26 protein-coding genes and 1 tRNA gene are annotated in these 13,096 nt (G+C 59.3%); 5 read left to right on the top strand and 22 right to left on the bottom strand.

Features of this window, described 5'->3' with window-relative positions:
* Positions 1–23 precede the first annotated feature (23 nt).
* The 5 genes from MLC59_RS01825 to MLC59_RS01845 all read left to right on the top strand — a co-directional run bounded on the left by MLC59_RS01825 (position 24) and on the right by MLC59_RS01845 (position 3,852).
* On the top strand, positions 24–974 hold the full coding sequence (locus MLC59_RS01825) for a ribose-phosphate diphosphokinase (protein WP_248230341.1): 951 nt from the start codon (positions 24–26) through the stop codon (positions 972–974).
* A gap of 175 nt (positions 975–1,149) precedes the next feature.
* Positions 1,150–1,797 carry a 50S ribosomal protein L25/general stress protein Ctc gene (locus tag MLC59_RS01830; protein ID WP_248230343.1) on the top strand — a complete coding sequence of 216 codons (648 nt, stop codon included), beginning with the start codon at positions 1,150–1,152 and terminating at the stop codon, positions 1,795–1,797.
* 66 nt (positions 1,798–1,863) lie between these two features.
* On the top strand, positions 1,864–2,454 hold the full coding sequence (gene pth, locus MLC59_RS01835) for an aminoacyl-tRNA hydrolase (protein WP_248230345.1): 591 nt from the start codon (positions 1,864–1,866) through the stop codon (positions 2,452–2,454).
* Positions 2,455–2,592: 138 nt separating this feature from the next.
* A complete protein-coding gene (gene ychF, locus MLC59_RS01840; RefSeq protein WP_248230347.1) occupies positions 2,593–3,684 on the top strand; it encodes a redox-regulated ATPase YchF in 1,092 nt (363 codons plus the stop codon).
* Positions 3,685–3,775: 91 nt separating this feature from the next.
* A tRNA-Met gene (locus MLC59_RS01845) sits at positions 3,776–3,852 on the top strand.
* Between the two features lie 21 nt (positions 3,853–3,873).
* Here the strand turns inward: MLC59_RS01845 and MLC59_RS01850 are convergent.
* From MLC59_RS01850 to MLC59_RS01955, 22 genes are all read right to left on the bottom strand, one after another.
* Positions 3,874–4,989, bottom strand: coding sequence for a tyrosine-type recombinase/integrase (locus MLC59_RS01850; protein WP_248230349.1), 1,116 nt, complete (start codon positions 4,987–4,989; stop codon positions 3,874–3,876).
* A 225-nt stretch (positions 4,990–5,214) separates the two neighbouring features.
* A complete protein-coding gene (locus MLC59_RS01855; protein ID WP_248230351.1) occupies positions 5,215–5,460 on the bottom strand; it encodes a hypothetical protein in 246 nt (81 codons plus the stop codon).
* Between the two features lie 80 nt (positions 5,461–5,540).
* Entirely contained in the window at positions 5,541–5,774 is a 234-nt protein-coding gene (locus tag MLC59_RS01860; RefSeq protein ID WP_248230352.1) for a hypothetical protein, read from the bottom strand.
* Positions 5,771–6,073, bottom strand: coding sequence for a hypothetical protein (locus MLC59_RS01865; RefSeq protein ID WP_248230353.1), 303 nt, complete (start codon positions 6,071–6,073; stop codon positions 5,771–5,773). The genes MLC59_RS01860 and MLC59_RS01865 overlap by 4 nt, the downstream gene beginning before the upstream one ends.
* On the bottom strand, positions 6,060–6,386 hold the full coding sequence (locus MLC59_RS01870; protein WP_248230354.1) for a hypothetical protein: 327 nt from the start codon (positions 6,384–6,386) through the stop codon (positions 6,060–6,062). Before MLC59_RS01870 ends, MLC59_RS01865 begins: the two co-directional genes overlap by 14 nt.
* Positions 6,379–6,795, bottom strand: a complete 417-nt coding sequence (locus tag MLC59_RS01875; protein ID WP_248230356.1) for a hypothetical protein — start codon at positions 6,793–6,795, stop codon at positions 6,379–6,381. The genes MLC59_RS01870 and MLC59_RS01875 overlap by 8 nt, the downstream gene beginning before the upstream one ends.
* The gene (locus MLC59_RS01880) at positions 6,795–7,172 is read right to left on the bottom strand and encodes a hypothetical protein (RefSeq protein ID WP_248230359.1); all 378 of its coding nucleotides are present in this window, start codon (positions 7,170–7,172) and stop codon (positions 6,795–6,797) included. Before MLC59_RS01880 ends, MLC59_RS01875 begins: the two co-directional genes overlap by 1 nt.
* Entirely contained in the window at positions 7,165–7,419 is a 255-nt protein-coding gene (locus tag MLC59_RS01885; protein ID WP_248230365.1) for a hypothetical protein, read from the bottom strand. Before MLC59_RS01885 ends, MLC59_RS01880 begins: the two co-directional genes overlap by 8 nt.
* Entirely contained in the window at positions 7,416–7,961 is a 546-nt protein-coding gene (locus tag MLC59_RS01890; protein WP_248230367.1) for a hypothetical protein, read from the bottom strand. The genes MLC59_RS01885 and MLC59_RS01890 overlap by 4 nt, the downstream gene beginning before the upstream one ends.
* Complete coding sequence (locus MLC59_RS01895; RefSeq protein ID WP_248230369.1) at positions 7,958–8,170, bottom strand: DNA translocase FtsK; 213 nt, start codon at positions 8,168–8,170, stop codon at positions 7,958–7,960. The genes MLC59_RS01890 and MLC59_RS01895 overlap by 4 nt, the downstream gene beginning before the upstream one ends.
* 8 nt (positions 8,171–8,178) lie before the next feature.
* Entirely contained in the window at positions 8,179–9,204 is a 1,026-nt protein-coding gene (locus MLC59_RS01900) for a DHHA1 domain-containing protein (RefSeq protein ID WP_248230371.1), read from the bottom strand.
* Positions 9,201–9,488, bottom strand: a complete 288-nt coding sequence (locus tag MLC59_RS01905; protein WP_248230373.1) for a hypothetical protein — start codon at positions 9,486–9,488, stop codon at positions 9,201–9,203. Before MLC59_RS01905 ends, MLC59_RS01900 begins: the two co-directional genes overlap by 4 nt.
* 2 nt (positions 9,489–9,490) lie before the next feature.
* Complete coding sequence (locus tag MLC59_RS01910) at positions 9,491–9,778, bottom strand: hypothetical protein (RefSeq protein ID WP_248230375.1); 288 nt, start codon at positions 9,776–9,778, stop codon at positions 9,491–9,493.
* Positions 9,778–10,002, bottom strand: coding sequence for a hypothetical protein (locus MLC59_RS01915; RefSeq protein WP_248230376.1), 225 nt, complete (start codon positions 10,000–10,002; stop codon positions 9,778–9,780). The genes MLC59_RS01910 and MLC59_RS01915 overlap by 1 nt, the downstream gene beginning before the upstream one ends.
* The gene (locus MLC59_RS01920) at positions 9,996–10,256 is read right to left on the bottom strand and encodes a hypothetical protein (RefSeq protein WP_248230377.1); all 261 of its coding nucleotides are present in this window, start codon (positions 10,254–10,256) and stop codon (positions 9,996–9,998) included. The genes MLC59_RS01915 and MLC59_RS01920 overlap by 7 nt, the downstream gene beginning before the upstream one ends.
* Positions 10,256–10,882 carry an HNH endonuclease signature motif containing protein gene (locus MLC59_RS01925; protein WP_248230379.1) on the bottom strand — a complete coding sequence of 209 codons (627 nt, stop codon included), beginning with the start codon at positions 10,880–10,882 and terminating at the stop codon, positions 10,256–10,258. Before MLC59_RS01925 ends, MLC59_RS01920 begins: the two co-directional genes overlap by 1 nt.
* The gene (locus MLC59_RS01930) at positions 10,869–11,108 is read right to left on the bottom strand and encodes a hypothetical protein (RefSeq protein WP_248230381.1); all 240 of its coding nucleotides are present in this window, start codon (positions 11,106–11,108) and stop codon (positions 10,869–10,871) included. Before MLC59_RS01930 ends, MLC59_RS01925 begins: the two co-directional genes overlap by 14 nt.
* Positions 11,089–11,322 carry a hypothetical protein gene (locus MLC59_RS01935; RefSeq protein WP_248230383.1) on the bottom strand — a complete coding sequence of 78 codons (234 nt, stop codon included), beginning with the start codon at positions 11,320–11,322 and terminating at the stop codon, positions 11,089–11,091. Before MLC59_RS01935 ends, MLC59_RS01930 begins: the two co-directional genes overlap by 20 nt.
* Positions 11,309–11,593 carry a hypothetical protein gene (locus MLC59_RS01940; protein WP_248230388.1) on the bottom strand — a complete coding sequence of 95 codons (285 nt, stop codon included), beginning with the start codon at positions 11,591–11,593 and terminating at the stop codon, positions 11,309–11,311. Before MLC59_RS01940 ends, MLC59_RS01935 begins: the two co-directional genes overlap by 14 nt.
* A complete protein-coding gene (locus MLC59_RS01945; RefSeq protein ID WP_248230389.1) occupies positions 11,590–12,018 on the bottom strand; it encodes a hypothetical protein in 429 nt (142 codons plus the stop codon). The genes MLC59_RS01940 and MLC59_RS01945 overlap by 4 nt, the downstream gene beginning before the upstream one ends.
* 17 nt (positions 12,019–12,035) lie before the next feature.
* Positions 12,036–12,434: a helix-turn-helix domain-containing protein gene (locus MLC59_RS01950; protein WP_248230390.1), complete on the bottom strand. Its 399-nt coding sequence runs from the start codon at positions 12,432–12,434 to the stop codon at positions 12,036–12,038.
* Between the two features lie 151 nt (positions 12,435–12,585).
* Complete coding sequence (locus MLC59_RS01955; RefSeq protein WP_248230392.1) at positions 12,586–13,035, bottom strand: DUF4124 domain-containing protein; 450 nt, start codon at positions 13,033–13,035, stop codon at positions 12,586–12,588.
* Between the last annotated feature and the right edge of the window lie 61 nt (positions 13,036–13,096).

Consider the following 13,096-nt stretch of genomic DNA (forward strand, 5'->3'; position numbering starts at 1 on the left):
CTGAATCACAGAAGGATACCGTCGTGTCCAAGTTGATGATTTTCGCCGGCAATGCCAACCCGGAACTGGCCAAGGCTATTGCCCAGAAACTTCATATCCCCATGGGACAGGCGACCGTAGGCCGCTTCAGTGACGGTGAGACCACCGTTGAGATCAACGAGAACGTCCGCGGTCACGACGTCTTTATTATCCAGCCCACCTGCTACCCCACCAACGACAACCTGATGGAACTGATCGTGATGGCCGACGCCCTGCGCCGCGCTTCCGCCACGCGTATCACCGCCGTTATTCCCTACTACGGGTACGCGCGCCAGGATCGTCGGGTACGCTCTACACGGGTAGCCATCAGTGCCAAGGTAGTGGCGGACATGATCTCCTCCATCGGGGTAGACCGGGTTCTGACTGTAGACCTGCACGCGGACCAGATTCAGGGGTTCTTCGACATTCCGGTGGACAACATCTACGCCACACCGGTGATGCTCGAGGACATCGAGAAGCAGCGCTTCGAGAACTTTATCGTGGTATCCCCCGACGTGGGTGGCGTGGTTCGCGCCCGCGCCGTGGCCAAGCGCCTGGACGATGCCGACCTGGCCATTATCGACAAGCGCCGGCCCAAGGCCAATGTTTCCCAGGTCATGCACATTATCGGCGACGTAAAAGACAAGACCTGTATCCTGGTGGACGACATCGTCGATACCGCCGGTACCCTTTGCAAGGCGGCCAACGCCCTTAAAGAGCATGGCGCCTCAAAGGTTATCGCCTATATCACCCACCCGGTGCTCTCCGGACCCGCCATTGATAACATCAATGCGTCGCAACTGGACGAACTGGTGGTATGTGACACCATTCCACTGGGTGACAAGGCGAAGAATTGTGATAGAATCCGCCCCCTCGGAATGGCCGGGCTGCTCGCGGAGTCCATTCGCCGCGTAAGCAACGAAGAGTCCATCAGCGCCATGTTCGAGAACGCCTGAACCGAAGTCCCCCTCAGGCACGCAGAGAACAGACTCTGAAGCATCCGGAACTGGAGCCCCGTCACCACGGTGCTCCAGTTCTGTTTTAAGCGCCGGCACAAAAACCGGCATTCACTGACATCACCATCGCAAGCCTGGTCGCGGGCCCGGTGGATGATCGAACGAGGTAATGACCATGTCCAAGAAGGATTTCGTGATTGAAGCATTTCCTCGCGATGACCAGGGGAAAGGTGCGAGCCGCCGCCTGCGTCGCGAGGAGCGTAAGATTCCTGCCATCATCTATGGTGGCAACAAGGAAGCTACGCCTGTCTCTATCTGGCACAACGAACTGAAGAAAGACCTGGAAAACGAGGCCTTCTTCTCCCACATCCTGACCATCGACATTCAGGGCAAGAAAGAAAGCGTTATCCTGAAGGATCTGCAGCGTCACCCGTACAAGCCGATCCTGACCCACGCTGACTTCCAGCGCGTCGACAAGGACCACGAGATCCACGTCAACGTACCGCTGCACTTCCTGAACGAAGACCAGGCTCCGGTCGTCAAGCTGCAGGGTGGCGTTATTACCCACCAGCTGAACGAAGTGGAAGTCATCTGTCTGCCCCAGGACCTGCCCGAGTTCATCGAAATTGACGTGATGGACCTGGAAATGGATCAGACCCTGCACCTGAGCGACCTGAAGATGCCGAAAGGCGTTCGCTCCGCTGCCCTGCAGCATGGCGAAGACTACGACCAGGCGGTGGTTTCTGTTCACCTGCCTCGTGGCGCCAAGGTGGATGACAACGCCGAAGAAGGCGGAGAGGAAGAAGGCGAAGACAAGGAGTAATCCCTGTCCGCAGTCCCGCCTGGTTGATGCGTTAACCAGCTGCGAGACGCCAGGGAGCAGACGTATATGGCACAGGATATCGTCATGGTGGTGGGCCTTGGTAACCCCGGGGCCGACTACGAGCATACCCGCCATAACGCCGGCGCCCTGTTCGTCGAAGCGCTGGCCCGTGAAGCGGGCCAGACGCTCCGCCCCGAAAAGAAATACCACGGCCTTTACAGCCGGATTCAGTGGCAGGGCCTGGACCTGCACCTGTTAAACCCCACCACCTTCATGAACCGCAGCGGCCTGTCCATCAAGGCACTGGCGGACTTCTTCAAGATCGCCCCGGAACAGATCCTCGTCGCCCACGACGAACTCGACCTACCCCCCGGCACCGCCAAGCTGAAGAAAGGCGGAGGTCATGGCGGCCACAACGGTCTGCGTGACACCATCGCCCACCTGGGCACCAGGGACTTCCAGCGACTACGCATCGGCATCGGTCACCCCGGCGACAGCCGCAAGGTCACAGGATATGTGCTGGGCCGGCTGGGCAAGCAGGAAACCGAACAGCTCAACGCGGTCATTGACGAGATACTCCGTGTACTGCCGGATGCAGCCAGCGGCAAACTGCCAGCGGCCATGAACCGGCTGCACAGTTTCAAGCCGGCTCCCTGAATCACTACCCGGCCGAAATAACCCCTTACTCGCACCTGTACCTGTACACCGGTATAATTCGCGCAAATTTCCGGGTGCCCGTCCCTGCCTGCCATGGCAAATCATCAGACGGCCCCTTTACGATCAGCAGAGGCACACATGGGATTCAATTGCGGCATTGTCGGCCTGCCCAACGTCGGCAAATCCACCCTGTTCAACGCACTCACCAAGGCGGAAATCGGCGCCGAGAACTTCCCCTTCTGCACCATCGAGCCCAATGCCGGCGTGGTACCGATGCCGGACCCGCGCCTGAACAAGCTGGCCGAGATTGTAAACCCCCAGAAAACAATCCCCACGACCATGGAGTTCGTGGACATTGCAGGCCTGGTGGAAGGTGCGTCGAAGGGTGAAGGCCTGGGCAACCAGTTCCTTGCCAACATCCGCCAGACCGATGCCATTGCGCACGTGGTGCGCTGTTTCGAGGATGAGAACGTCATCCACGTAGCCAACAAGATTGATCCGGCGGCCGACATCGAGATCATCAATACCGAATTGGCCCTGGCTGACCTGGATACGGTGGAGAAGGCCATCAAGCGCGTGCAGCGGGTTGCCAAGAGCGGCGACAAGACTGCCAAGGCGCAACTGGATATGTTCGAGCAGCTGCTGCCGGTGCTGAACGAAGGCAAGCCGGTTCGCAGCATGAACCTGGACAGCGACCAGATGGCCCTGGTTCGCGAGCTTTGCCTGCTGACGGTCAAGCCCACCATGTACATCGCCAACGTCAGCGAAGACGGCTTCGAGAACAACCCGCACCTGGACAAGGTCATGGCCATCGCCGCTGAGGAGAACGCCGTGGTGGTGCCCATATGCAACAAGATCGAAGCCGAGATCGCCGAGCTGGAAGACGACGAGAAGTCCATGTTCCTGGACGAGATGGGCATGGAAGAACCCGGCCTGGACCGTGTCATCCGCGCCGGCTACAAGCTGCTGGGGCTGCAAACCTACTTTACCGCTGGCGTGAAGGAAGTACGCGCCTGGACCGTTCGCATCGGCGCCACTGCACCCCAGGCGGCTGCTGTAATCCACACGGACTTCGAGCGAGGCTTTATCCGGGCCGAAGTTGTGGCCTATGACGACTTCGTGCAGTACAACGGCGAACAGGGCGCCAAGGACGCTGGCAAGTGGCGCCTGGAAGGCAAGGAGTACATCGTCCAGGACGGCGACGTTATCCATTTCCGCTTCAATGTGTAACCGCTGAAAAAAATCCGGGGGTAAGCCTTGACAGATACCCCCCGAATACTGAAAATACGCGCCTCGTTTGGGACGTAAATCCCGACGAAATGGCAAGGTAGCTCAGTTGGTTAGAGCACAGCACTCATAATGCTGGGGTCGGCGGTTCGACTCCGCCCCTTGCTACCAGTATTCTCAAAGGGTTGCGGCTTACGTCGTGACCCTTTTTTTTGCCTCTGTGGGCATTTTGCGGACAGGGCGCAATTTCACCACCGCTACACCATCCGAATCTGCACCACGTTTTTCAGCGATCTTCTCCACCGCGTTCACCAGCTCGGCAACCTCCGCCGTCGAGTAGTGAGTGGTGACCGATCCCCGTTTGTGACCGAGTAACTCCGCCCGGGCTTCTTCCGTGATCCCCGCGGCTCGAAGCCGGCGGCCAAACGTGTGCCTGAGATCATGACCCCGGACGTGTGACAATCCCGCTTTCTTCCGGGCCTTCCGCCACCCGTTGTTGAAGATGGAGGCCACCGGCCGGCCATGGAAGGTGAAGACCCGGTCCTCGTGCTTCCCCCGCTGGCGGTTCACCACAGCTCTCGCCGTTGTGTTCAGCACTACCAGCCGGTCGGTTCCGTTCTTCGTCACGCTGGCGGGCAGAATGAAGCCGAAGCCGTTGTCCGGCAGGACCACTTCCCACTCCCATTGCAGGGCGCAGATCTCGCTTTCCCGGCACCCGGTATGCACGGCGAATTCTGCCATGTCCCGCAAGTGTTCGGGCAGCTCCTGAAATAGCCTGCCCTGCTCTGCCCAGGTAATGGGCGACGGGGCACGGCTGTCTCGCCAGTCCACGTCCGGGACCATGGGCGCGGTTTCCAGCCAGGTCATGCCGTGCTCGTCCCGCCACAGTTCAGCGCACAATCTCAGTATCCGCCGGGCCACGGCCAGTGACCGGTTCACGGTCCCCGACTTCACGCCTTCTTTCCTTCTGGCATCGATGAAGCCCTGCAGGGTTCCGGCGTGCACCTGGTTGATCGGTAGTTTCCCGATGTATGGATCCAGTGCCTTTAGATCCTGGACGTCACGCTTTATACTGCGCTTGTGCGCGTACTCCCGGGCATACCGGAGAGCAGCCTCCCGCCAGATTCGGCTTGGCCTGACACCATAAACCGAAGCCTGGCGGATCTCTTCCAACCTCCTGACCAGATATTGCTCGGCCTCTACCCGGTCAGTCGATCCAGTGCTTTCTCGAATCCTCCGTCCGTTAAGTCTCTTTTCGATGTGCCAGACGCCACCCCGAAGGATGAGTCCGTTGCCTTTCTTTGCCATGTTGAATCACTCCATTTTTGGGCCGGAGCCTGCCCTCGCCGGGCAATATACTCATCCAGTGCGGCGTCCAGTTCAAGCCGGTCAAAGCCGATGCCCTGCTGGCCAATCGGTATCTCCCTGACATACGGGCGTATTTGCTCGTTAAAAGTTTCGCGCCCCATTCCGCAATACCGATACGCTGAACCGGCCCGGATGATTCGTGGCTGAAAATCCAGTGGTTTCACGCTACACCTCCACCAACTCAACAACTGCCGGATCACTGCGCCCGGCGTCTCTCGGCTCATTAAACCGGTAATCTATCCGCACCAGGCCAAGGTCAATGGCCAGCCCCATGTGCCTGGCGAGGGTAGATGCGTTTGGCGCATTTGGAACCAGGCCCATCATATGCCTGGCCAGCACGGGCCCATCGGCCAGGGCTTCAACGATGGCGTCAACCAGCCACACCAGAACCGGCTTCCTGACGATCCGCATCCCCTCCTGCTCCAGATAATGCGTCGGAACCTGAGCTATCAAGGATTCCTTGACCGATGGCGGGAATAGCTCTGCCTGGTTCATCGGATTGCCTCCAGCGTCGGCGCCTTGCTCTTAAGGTCTTCGATACACGCAATACACCGGTCAAGACACTGCTGGATTGCAGCTTCGATGGTCCGGTGCCTGTGGTCTGACTTGATTTCCACCTTCACCCCTTCGCCAGTGACAAACGTCTCGCACTTGCAGACCCATCCGTTCCCGTGGTTGAAGATGGCCACCTCGCCAAAGCGGGTTAGCTGTTCTGCCTGGGTCATGACCTCAGCTCCTTCAGCAGCTTGTGGTTTTTCTCTACCTGCGCGATGTCCGCCCGGTAGCTGCGCTGCATGGACGGGTATTTCAGGTCATCCTCGGAATACTTGACGCGGATCTCGTCCAGCAGCTCGCTGGTGGTTTGTTCCAGGGCTGCAATCAGCCGCTCACGATCCCGCTGCAGCCCCTCAATCAAATTCAGCGCCCACCAATCAAGCGGATTCGTCACCAGTGGCGGCGCATCCACCACATAGCTTCCAGTCATCTGGTGGTGAAGGGCTACCAGGTTGTCAAGTTTTGGCATTACGGCCTCCCATCATCGCTATCAGTCGCTGACTCAGTAGGTTCAACTGGCTCCGGCTGGCATTCTTTACGCAGTGGCATCCGCCGTTCGTGCCCATGCCTGACCTGGGTCCGGTAACAATGCAGGCGCGGTCAGTGCAGCCAGCCCAGCCTTGAAACAGGCGCTCCCGGATATGGTCAGCCCTGATGTACTTCACCGCCTCAGCAGGATCACAGGCATAGGATGGCGCTGGATCGTCGCACCAGACCATGCAGGGCGCACCGTCCACGTCCTCGCCCTTGATTAGATAGATGGTTTCGGGTGTGTCAGGCATCATCGCCTCCGGAGTCTGTGGGGTGGGTGGCGATAGCCACTGTGCTGACGCCGCTGTATTCAGTGATTATCTTGCCGTGCTTCTTCAGCATGTCCCGGATGAACCCAAGCTGCCGTTTAGGGCCTTCGTGGGGGATATCCCACTTCTCAATCGCTTCATCAAACTTCGGGATATCGCCACTATCGAAGGCTGACTTGTCATTGATGAATAGCAGTAACTGGATATCTTCATAATCCTGGCACTGCTCAGATGCGCGGTTGAGTGCCGCGTTCATGTCCCCAAACACAGGGAGTGGTTCGCCCGTATATTTTTCGACAATCTTATTTGCAGCTGCAAAACAGACGAGCGAGTTATTCATTTCACCGATAACATTGCGGTCACCATCCATGACTATTACGTGATTTCCCATCACTCCCCTCCCTCAGATTGGCGCTCAAGTTCGGCGCCTTGGGTGCGTAGGTGTTTTAGCTGCTTAACGCCATTCGTCATACGAGGGGCAACGATTTGCTCCAGTCCCGCGTTGTCGTCCAACTGGCCAAGGCTGAATCCCTGCTTTGCGCCATTGGCATAGCTCAGATCACACATGGCATCCTCACGCGCTTGCAACTCCGCCACCCTGGCCCGCAGCGCCTCGTTCTCGGCCTGGAGTCGGGTGATTTCAGCGTCAGCATCCTTGGCTATCTGCGCTGCCTCTATCTGCGCGTAGGCAAAACCGTTTTGACTCTCCGGGAGCACGTTAGAATCCTCTGGGTCCATAGCCATAACCCGATCATAGTAATCATGCATGGCCGCGATCCTCCTGAATGAACCAGATGGTGTCACCCACCATATTGATCTCCCAGTCAGCCAGCTCGTCCATGTTGGAAAGCTGGCGCTCCTTCTCCCAATCCTTGCTGATAACGGCAGCACCGAACTCGGCCTCAAGCATCTTCTTGATGCGGTCGATGACGATGGATTTACCGCACTGAGTAGGTCCGGTGACGGTTATACAGGCGACTTCTGGAACTTTGATGGCTACCTTTCGGGATTTCACGATTCACCCTCCTTCGACTTGGGCGGCTGGGGGCGGGTTAGGTCATGAATGCAGCGCTTCACCATATCCCCGACCTCAAAGGCGCGGGGGTCTTCACCTCGATCCAAGGCGGCGCAACATTCAGCGTGCATCCAGCCAAGCCCTTCGTAAAATTTATCAGGCATGGCCGGCCACTCCCCGCCCTGTTCGCCGTTGCGGGGGTGGGTGACGGTGAGCAATGATTGAAGGCGCTTCAGGTCGCTCATGCAGTCCAGAGTTGCAGTGTCCTCCTGGTCACCGCACCGCTCACAGCGAACGAATCCGTTTTCAAGCTCTTCGACCACTCGGTCGATGATCTCTTTTGCCTCTGGCACCACCGCGGCGCTGGGCTGTTCGGGCTGGACACTGCTTGCCTGCCCCTCAAACCCATCCAGCCACATAACACGCCCGCCCTCAGATACAGCCACCCAGGCCCCGGCCTCATTGCGCACCAGCACCCCGCAAACATCGCCGCCCAGCTGGCGGATTTTGGATTCTGCGATTGGTTTTAGTTCGATGTTCACTGTTTTTTCTCCTGATCAATGATCTTCCCGCCGGGTCCTGCAAAGTCGATGATGCCTTGCGCCTGCATTGCTTCTACCATCCGCCACGCACGGTTGTAGCCTACTTTGAGCTTTCGCTGGACGTGGGAAACTGACGGTTTCCCCCTTTTAACTACCAAGCTGACAGCCTGTTCGTAGAGGGGGTCTTTGGATCCATCCTCAAACGACATATTCGAATTCACGCCTCACCCCCAAACACCGTAAACCGGCACTGGCAGGACTGGATGGCCGCCTGCACATCGTCGGCAGTTGAAAACTGGATCAGTAGCGCCTTGTGGAAAGTGGTGCCGTCCTCGTCAGTGATATCGCCAGCGAGGGCAACATTACCCCGAACCATTTTGTTGGCGTCAGCAATATGGTCACCGCCTTCCCATCCAATCGGCGCCTGGAAGCCTGCCGCCCGGGCATGACCACCGCCGCCAAACCGCTTGGCGATCTCGCTGACATCGATGCCGTCCTCTTTCGAGCGCAGGCTGAACTTCCGCCCTGATTCGGTATCGACGTAGGTAGCCGCGAAGGGCTGGCCTTTTGCCATGAGGTTGCCGGCGTCGGACGCGAAAATGTACGGCACGTTGGCCACCGGTACCGTGTAGCCACAGATATTCATCAGCCGACCCGTCAGGCGCACCGCTTCCCGGACGTCCTTCATGTGTTTGCGCTGCAGTGCTTCGCCCTGCTGGATAACCTGCTGGCGGGCTTCATCGTCCTCGAGGTCGTTCATGATTCGCAGCCAGATATCGAACTGCTGCTCATAGGAGAAAAGAACCGATCCGATCTCCCGGGTGCCCTCCAGGTGAAAGTGCCACAGGTCCCGGTCCTGGATGTACTCGATCAGCCGTGCGCGATCCTCGCCCGGATAGCACCAGTCCCACGCCAGGGCGGCACCGGACCGGTTCATGTCGAACTCGCCATGGATTCGCCCAGAATCCAGCAGGGGCTGAATGTCGGCCTCGGCGGTCTTGTGGTGGTCCAGGATGGTCACGGACTTCGCCTGTTCCAGGATCAGCTCCAGTTCCGGCGGCTTGTAGGAAAAGTCCACCAGGAGAACGTCATGGCCGGCGCAGTCGGGCGGGGCTTCGCCATAGTTCGCCGCCACGTACTTCACGTAGTAGCCATACCGGAGCCAAACCACGAAGGCCGCCCCGAACCCATCGGCACAGTTGCCGTGGTAAATGCACAGTGTTGGCGTTATCAGATTGCTCATTGTGTCGCTTCCTCTTCGTATCCCCTGTAGCAGGTCCCGCCTGCCGGCTTATCGAACGGGCAGTTACAGCCCGGATAGGTGCAGGCCACGTCTGCAGGCTTTTCCAGATCCGCATAGACCAGGGAAAGCAGGTATTCGGTCTGGTCCTGGTAGCCCCGCCGTGACGCCCCTCTGGCCACCTTGTGCCGCTCAACTTCGGTGAGCTCCATCTGGTACACCTGGATACCGAGGGCCCTTTGCTGCTCTCGCTGGCGGCGCTTTCGTTCGGTTGCTGTCAGGGCCATGGTCATGCACCTATCGCGTCGTGTCGGTCCAGCGGACGGCTGCTGACGATCCGGGAACAGACCAGCTTCTGCCCATTTCTCACCAGTGGCGGCATGCGCCTGGCTTCCCGGATTGCAGCTGCTTCGGCCTGCAGGTGCCCGGCAGCCCGAACGTGGATGCTTCGGGTGGCCAGCAGCTTTCGATTGCCCAGGGCCCGATACCCGATCACCACCTTCCACGGCCAGGGCTTCATCGGGTCCGCGTTCAGCGGGTGGCCCTGGGACAGGCAGTACATGCTTTGCTGGTGCATCACACCTCCCCCAGCTTTTTCAGCGCTGCCCTACCGGCCTTCATCAGGGCCTGCCGGTGGGCCTTCTTCTCCAGCCCCTGGGCATTGAGGTGGTATAGGGCGTTCGCCACTTCGGCCAGCGCCTCCAGCGGCGAGTGGTCCACCTTGCGCATCATGGTGATGTCACAATCGCTGGCGGATGTTCCGGTGAGCCGTGTGGCTCTGTCCGCGTCGTAAGTCAGCATGGCTTGACCTCCCTCTGGTTCGTGTTCCGGAGTATCCGGGCCACTCTGGCAACGGTGTGCCTGGCGCCCTGCTCTGTTTTCCGGTTCTTCCTGGGCTCCAACAAACAATAAAGAATCTCTTGCCGCATGTGCCGGAGCATCCGTAGTTCGTGCTCCATTTCAGCCTGGGCCAGCAGCGCCTGGCGTTTCTCATCCTCCAGGCGATTGCGCTGGGCGTTCAGGGTGAGGATGGTTCTGGCGGCTGATTGGTCCATCAGGCCGTCTCCTTCTCTCGCTTACTCATGGCCAGCTTGATCCTGGCCAGGTTAAGCAGCACATCGAAGCCGCCCTCTGGCGGGTTTTGCATGGCGAAGAATCGATTCATGATCGCGTTCTCCGCCCTGCTGACCAGGGCAAGGTTCTCCCGGGAGAAATTGCGCTTTCCGCCGTCCTTCATCCTGACCAGGTGGCCCTCTGGTACCGGGCGCCCGTGGTACTCCTCCCATTTCAGGGCATGAACGAACTTCCAGTTTTTACGGCTCGGAAGCATCGGATCGGCGCTGACCTTTCGCTTCAGGTATCCGTCTTTGTCCACTGACTCGGTACCCACAGGCACCCAGGTGTGCGGCTTGTGGCCAGGCCCGAATCGGAACTCAGCACCACGACCACCGGGCATGTAGCTTTTCCCCTTGTTCCAGGCCTTCTGCCCTTTCCGGAAGCATCCAGGCTTCTCTCGCTCCAGGTACTCCGGTGACTTCTTGAGCCCCAGGATGACGCTCCGGTTTTTGATGGCCGAATAGGTCCGGCCCATCAGGTGAGCGATGTCCCGGTTGTTATGGTCCGGGTAGAGCTCACGCAGCCACTGGTCCGCTGCTGGCGTCCAGGGTTTAGGCGCGGTCATCGCCAAGCTCCAGCATCGCCGGGCCTTTCGCCAGGCCCTGCTCCCGCTTCCACTGTTCGGCATCAAAGGCCAGCCTGGCGTTAGAGACGATCTCCTTGCTCACACCGGTAACGGCCTTGCTGCGCTCGATCTCTTCCTTCAGCTCGTCGCCCGTCAGGTCCTCGTCGTTCAGCCGCTCCAGTTGGGCGAACAGGTGGTTGTTCAGGTCAGTGAGTTTGTTTTTCATGGCGCTCTTCCTTCTGGTCCGCGTACACCGCCAACCCGTGATAGCCGGCGATGGTTTTGACGTGCCCATGGGCGGATTCCACCACCCGGGTGAAGCTCTGCCTGTAGGGCTCCGGCAATCTGTTCTTCTGGTGATCGATCTCGCAGCTCAATTCTGCAATCTCGCAGAGCGCCTGGTGCAGCTCGGCGATCTCGCCGCGCTTACTGTCCGCCATGCTGTCGCTCCACGTCTTTGATCAGTTGGTCCCCGCCTTGTACGGCGGCTTTGTAGGTGCTCAGCGGTGCCGCTCCCATCTTGGCCAGCCCGACCAGCTCCCTGAGTGCCTGGAACAGGTCCCCGGCGTGACTTGTCACGGGTGTGTACTGGCACAGCGGCACGGGTCTGGCCTTGTCGAGGTGCTTGCACATCAGCCGCGCCTCGGTCTGTGTCGGGTAGGCGTCCACCACCATGCCGTTGTGCTCTACGCCCCAGGCCACTATGTTCATGCCGCCCCCGGAGGTGTCGGCTGGCGGACCGGCAGGCGGACGACTCTGGCTGCGCTCTCTGTCGGGTCCCATCGCTCGGCGCCGTCATAGGCATTGCCGCCGGCGGCGATCCAGATCCGCCCTGCCTCGTCGATGGCAACCGTTCCGGGCTCCCACCCCTCCGGAAAGTCCAGTGCCTGCTTCCAGCCGCATACCTCGCCCTTGAACAGCAGCACGTAGCCGCCCTGGTAACCCCACGCCTCCCGGTGGGCCTGCGCAATGCGCTTCAGGTGCCGGTCTTTGCCGCTAAACCCGCCCTCTTTGGGGATCGCCTTGTAGTTGCGGCCGTCGCTGGCCAGCCGAAGCTCGCAGCCCAGTGCGTCCAGCGCCTGCATCATCTGCGCTTGTGTGACATTGGCAGGCATTTCGATGGTCATTGTTGCCATGGTGTGGTTCTCCTCTGTCAGGCGTACACGCCGCTGATTTCGTAACGACCCAGACGCATAACGCTGGCGACCGGGCGGGTGGTGTTCACTTGGTTGACCCGGGTGCGGGTCATGGGAAGGCTGGCGAACATGGCCAGCACGAAGGCAGTGGCTACGGTGGCCTTCCGGGCCTTCAGGATGCCGTGCATCCACCCCTGGGAAACCAGGTCCAACCGGCTGGCGGCGTGGAACTGGTCCATCAGCTCGCCCAGGTGCCAGTTGACCGTGTCCACTGAGATACCCAGGGCCCGGGCAATCTCCTTGCTCTGCATGCCGGCCGCCGCACACTCCATGACCTGGCCGCGCCGCTTGGGCAGCAGGTTCGGGTCCGCCAGCTCGGCTTCCATCCGCTCGAAGTAAAGTTTTGTGCGTGCCATGCCGTTGCCTCTTGATCTGTAACCTTGAAACCAAGAGTAAACGCTACGTTTAGTTAAGTCAACACATTCTGTTTAGTACGTTTAGATTGAGGTTCAGGCAGGCAAAAAAAGACCCGCTCGGTGGCGGGCCTGGGGAGGGTTTCTTCGCGGTTTACCGGCAGATATTCTGTACGTGCCGCTTCTGATCTTTGATGCGTTGCTCGTAATAGTTCTGCTCGCTCACTGAGTAACCCTGACGTTTCTTGTACTCCCACCGCTCCTCTGTCGATTTGAGGCGATTTTTTGCCCCCTGGCATATGTAGTCGGGGCGTTTCTGTTCTATCTCCTTGATGGCTCTGTCGTACCGCTGGCGGACCCTTTTCATTCTTTGCTGGTCACGCTCATGCTGCGCTTCGTTCAGGCGCTGCTGCATTTCGTACACGCTGGGGCTGGTTTGTATCGGGCTGCCAGGGCTGCTTTCCCGAATCTCGACCTCTTCTGCCTCGGTGGCGGGTGGCGGCTGGCTGCCGAAGTGGGTCACGCCGTTTTCGTCCGTCCAGGTATAAACGCCAGCCCACGCCGGGAAGGCAAACATCACCAACAGCACTGCAAGGTTTTTCATGGAACTCTCCGTCAATAGTCCGTTATCGGCCGGGCCATGACGCCGGCCACATCACTATGTC

Source organism: Marinobacter bryozoorum (assembly GCF_023156245.1).
In the GTDB taxonomy this organism is placed as follows: Bacteria; Pseudomonadota; Gammaproteobacteria; order Pseudomonadales; family Oleiphilaceae; genus Marinobacter; species Marinobacter bryozoorum.

Excerpts from the sequence above, each read along its gene's own strand:
- MLC59_RS01830 (WP_248230343.1), top strand. The coding sequence starts at position 1,150 with ATGTCCAAGAAGGATTTCGTGATTGAAGCATTTCCTCGCGATGACCAG.
- pth (WP_248230345.1), top strand. The coding sequence starts at position 1,864 with ATGGCACAGGATATCGTCATGGTGGTGGGCCTTGGTAACCCCGGGGCC.
- ychF (WP_248230347.1), top strand. The coding sequence starts at position 2,593 with ATGGGATTCAATTGCGGCATTGTCGGCCTGCCCAACGTCGGCAAATCC.
- MLC59_RS01850 (WP_248230349.1), bottom strand. The coding sequence starts at position 4,989 with ATGGCAAAGAAAGGCAACGGACTCATCCTTCGGGGTGGCGTCTGGCAC.
- MLC59_RS01855 (WP_248230351.1), bottom strand. The coding sequence starts at position 5,460 with ATGCGGATCGTCAGGAAGCCGGTTCTGGTGTGGCTGGTTGACGCCATC.
- MLC59_RS01860 (WP_248230352.1), bottom strand. The coding sequence starts at position 5,774 with ATGACCCAGGCAGAACAGCTAACCCGCTTTGGCGAGGTGGCCATCTTC.
- MLC59_RS01865 (WP_248230353.1), bottom strand. The coding sequence starts at position 6,073 with ATGCCAAAACTTGACAACCTGGTAGCCCTTCACCACCAGATGACTGGA.
- MLC59_RS01870 (WP_248230354.1), bottom strand. The coding sequence starts at position 6,386 with ATGCCTGACACACCCGAAACCATCTATCTAATCAAGGGCGAGGACGTG.
- MLC59_RS01875 (WP_248230356.1), bottom strand. The coding sequence starts at position 6,795 with ATGGGAAATCACGTAATAGTCATGGATGGTGACCGCAATGTTATCGGT.
- MLC59_RS01880 (WP_248230359.1), bottom strand. The coding sequence starts at position 7,172 with ATGCATGATTACTATGATCGGGTTATGGCTATGGACCCAGAGGATTCT.
- MLC59_RS01895 (WP_248230369.1), bottom strand. The coding sequence starts at position 8,170 with ATGTCGTTTGAGGATGGATCCAAAGACCCCCTCTACGAACAGGCTGTC.
- MLC59_RS01900 (WP_248230371.1), bottom strand. The coding sequence starts at position 9,204 with ATGAGCAATCTGATAACGCCAACACTGTGCATTTACCACGGCAACTGT.
- MLC59_RS01905 (WP_248230373.1), bottom strand. The coding sequence starts at position 9,488 with ATGGCCCTGACAGCAACCGAACGAAAGCGCCGCCAGCGAGAGCAGCAA.
- MLC59_RS01910 (WP_248230375.1), bottom strand. The coding sequence starts at position 9,778 with ATGCACCAGCAAAGCATGTACTGCCTGTCCCAGGGCCACCCGCTGAAC.
- MLC59_RS01915 (WP_248230376.1), bottom strand. The coding sequence starts at position 10,002 with ATGCTGACTTACGACGCGGACAGAGCCACACGGCTCACCGGAACATCC.
- MLC59_RS01920 (WP_248230377.1), bottom strand. The coding sequence starts at position 10,256 with ATGGACCAATCAGCCGCCAGAACCATCCTCACCCTGAACGCCCAGCGC.
- MLC59_RS01925 (WP_248230379.1), bottom strand. The coding sequence starts at position 10,882 with ATGACCGCGCCTAAACCCTGGACGCCAGCAGCGGACCAGTGGCTGCGT.
- MLC59_RS01930 (WP_248230381.1), bottom strand. The coding sequence starts at position 11,108 with ATGAAAAACAAACTCACTGACCTGAACAACCACCTGTTCGCCCAACTG.
- MLC59_RS01935 (WP_248230383.1), bottom strand. The coding sequence starts at position 11,322 with ATGGCGGACAGTAAGCGCGGCGAGATCGCCGAGCTGCACCAGGCGCTC.
- MLC59_RS01940 (WP_248230388.1), bottom strand. The coding sequence starts at position 11,593 with ATGAACATAGTGGCCTGGGGCGTAGAGCACAACGGCATGGTGGTGGAC.
- MLC59_RS01945 (WP_248230389.1), bottom strand. The coding sequence starts at position 12,018 with ATGGCAACAATGACCATCGAAATGCCTGCCAATGTCACACAAGCGCAG.
- MLC59_RS01950 (WP_248230390.1), bottom strand. The coding sequence starts at position 12,434 with ATGGCACGCACAAAACTTTACTTCGAGCGGATGGAAGCCGAGCTGGCG.
- MLC59_RS01955 (WP_248230392.1), bottom strand. The coding sequence starts at position 13,035 with ATGAAAAACCTTGCAGTGCTGTTGGTGATGTTTGCCTTCCCGGCGTGG.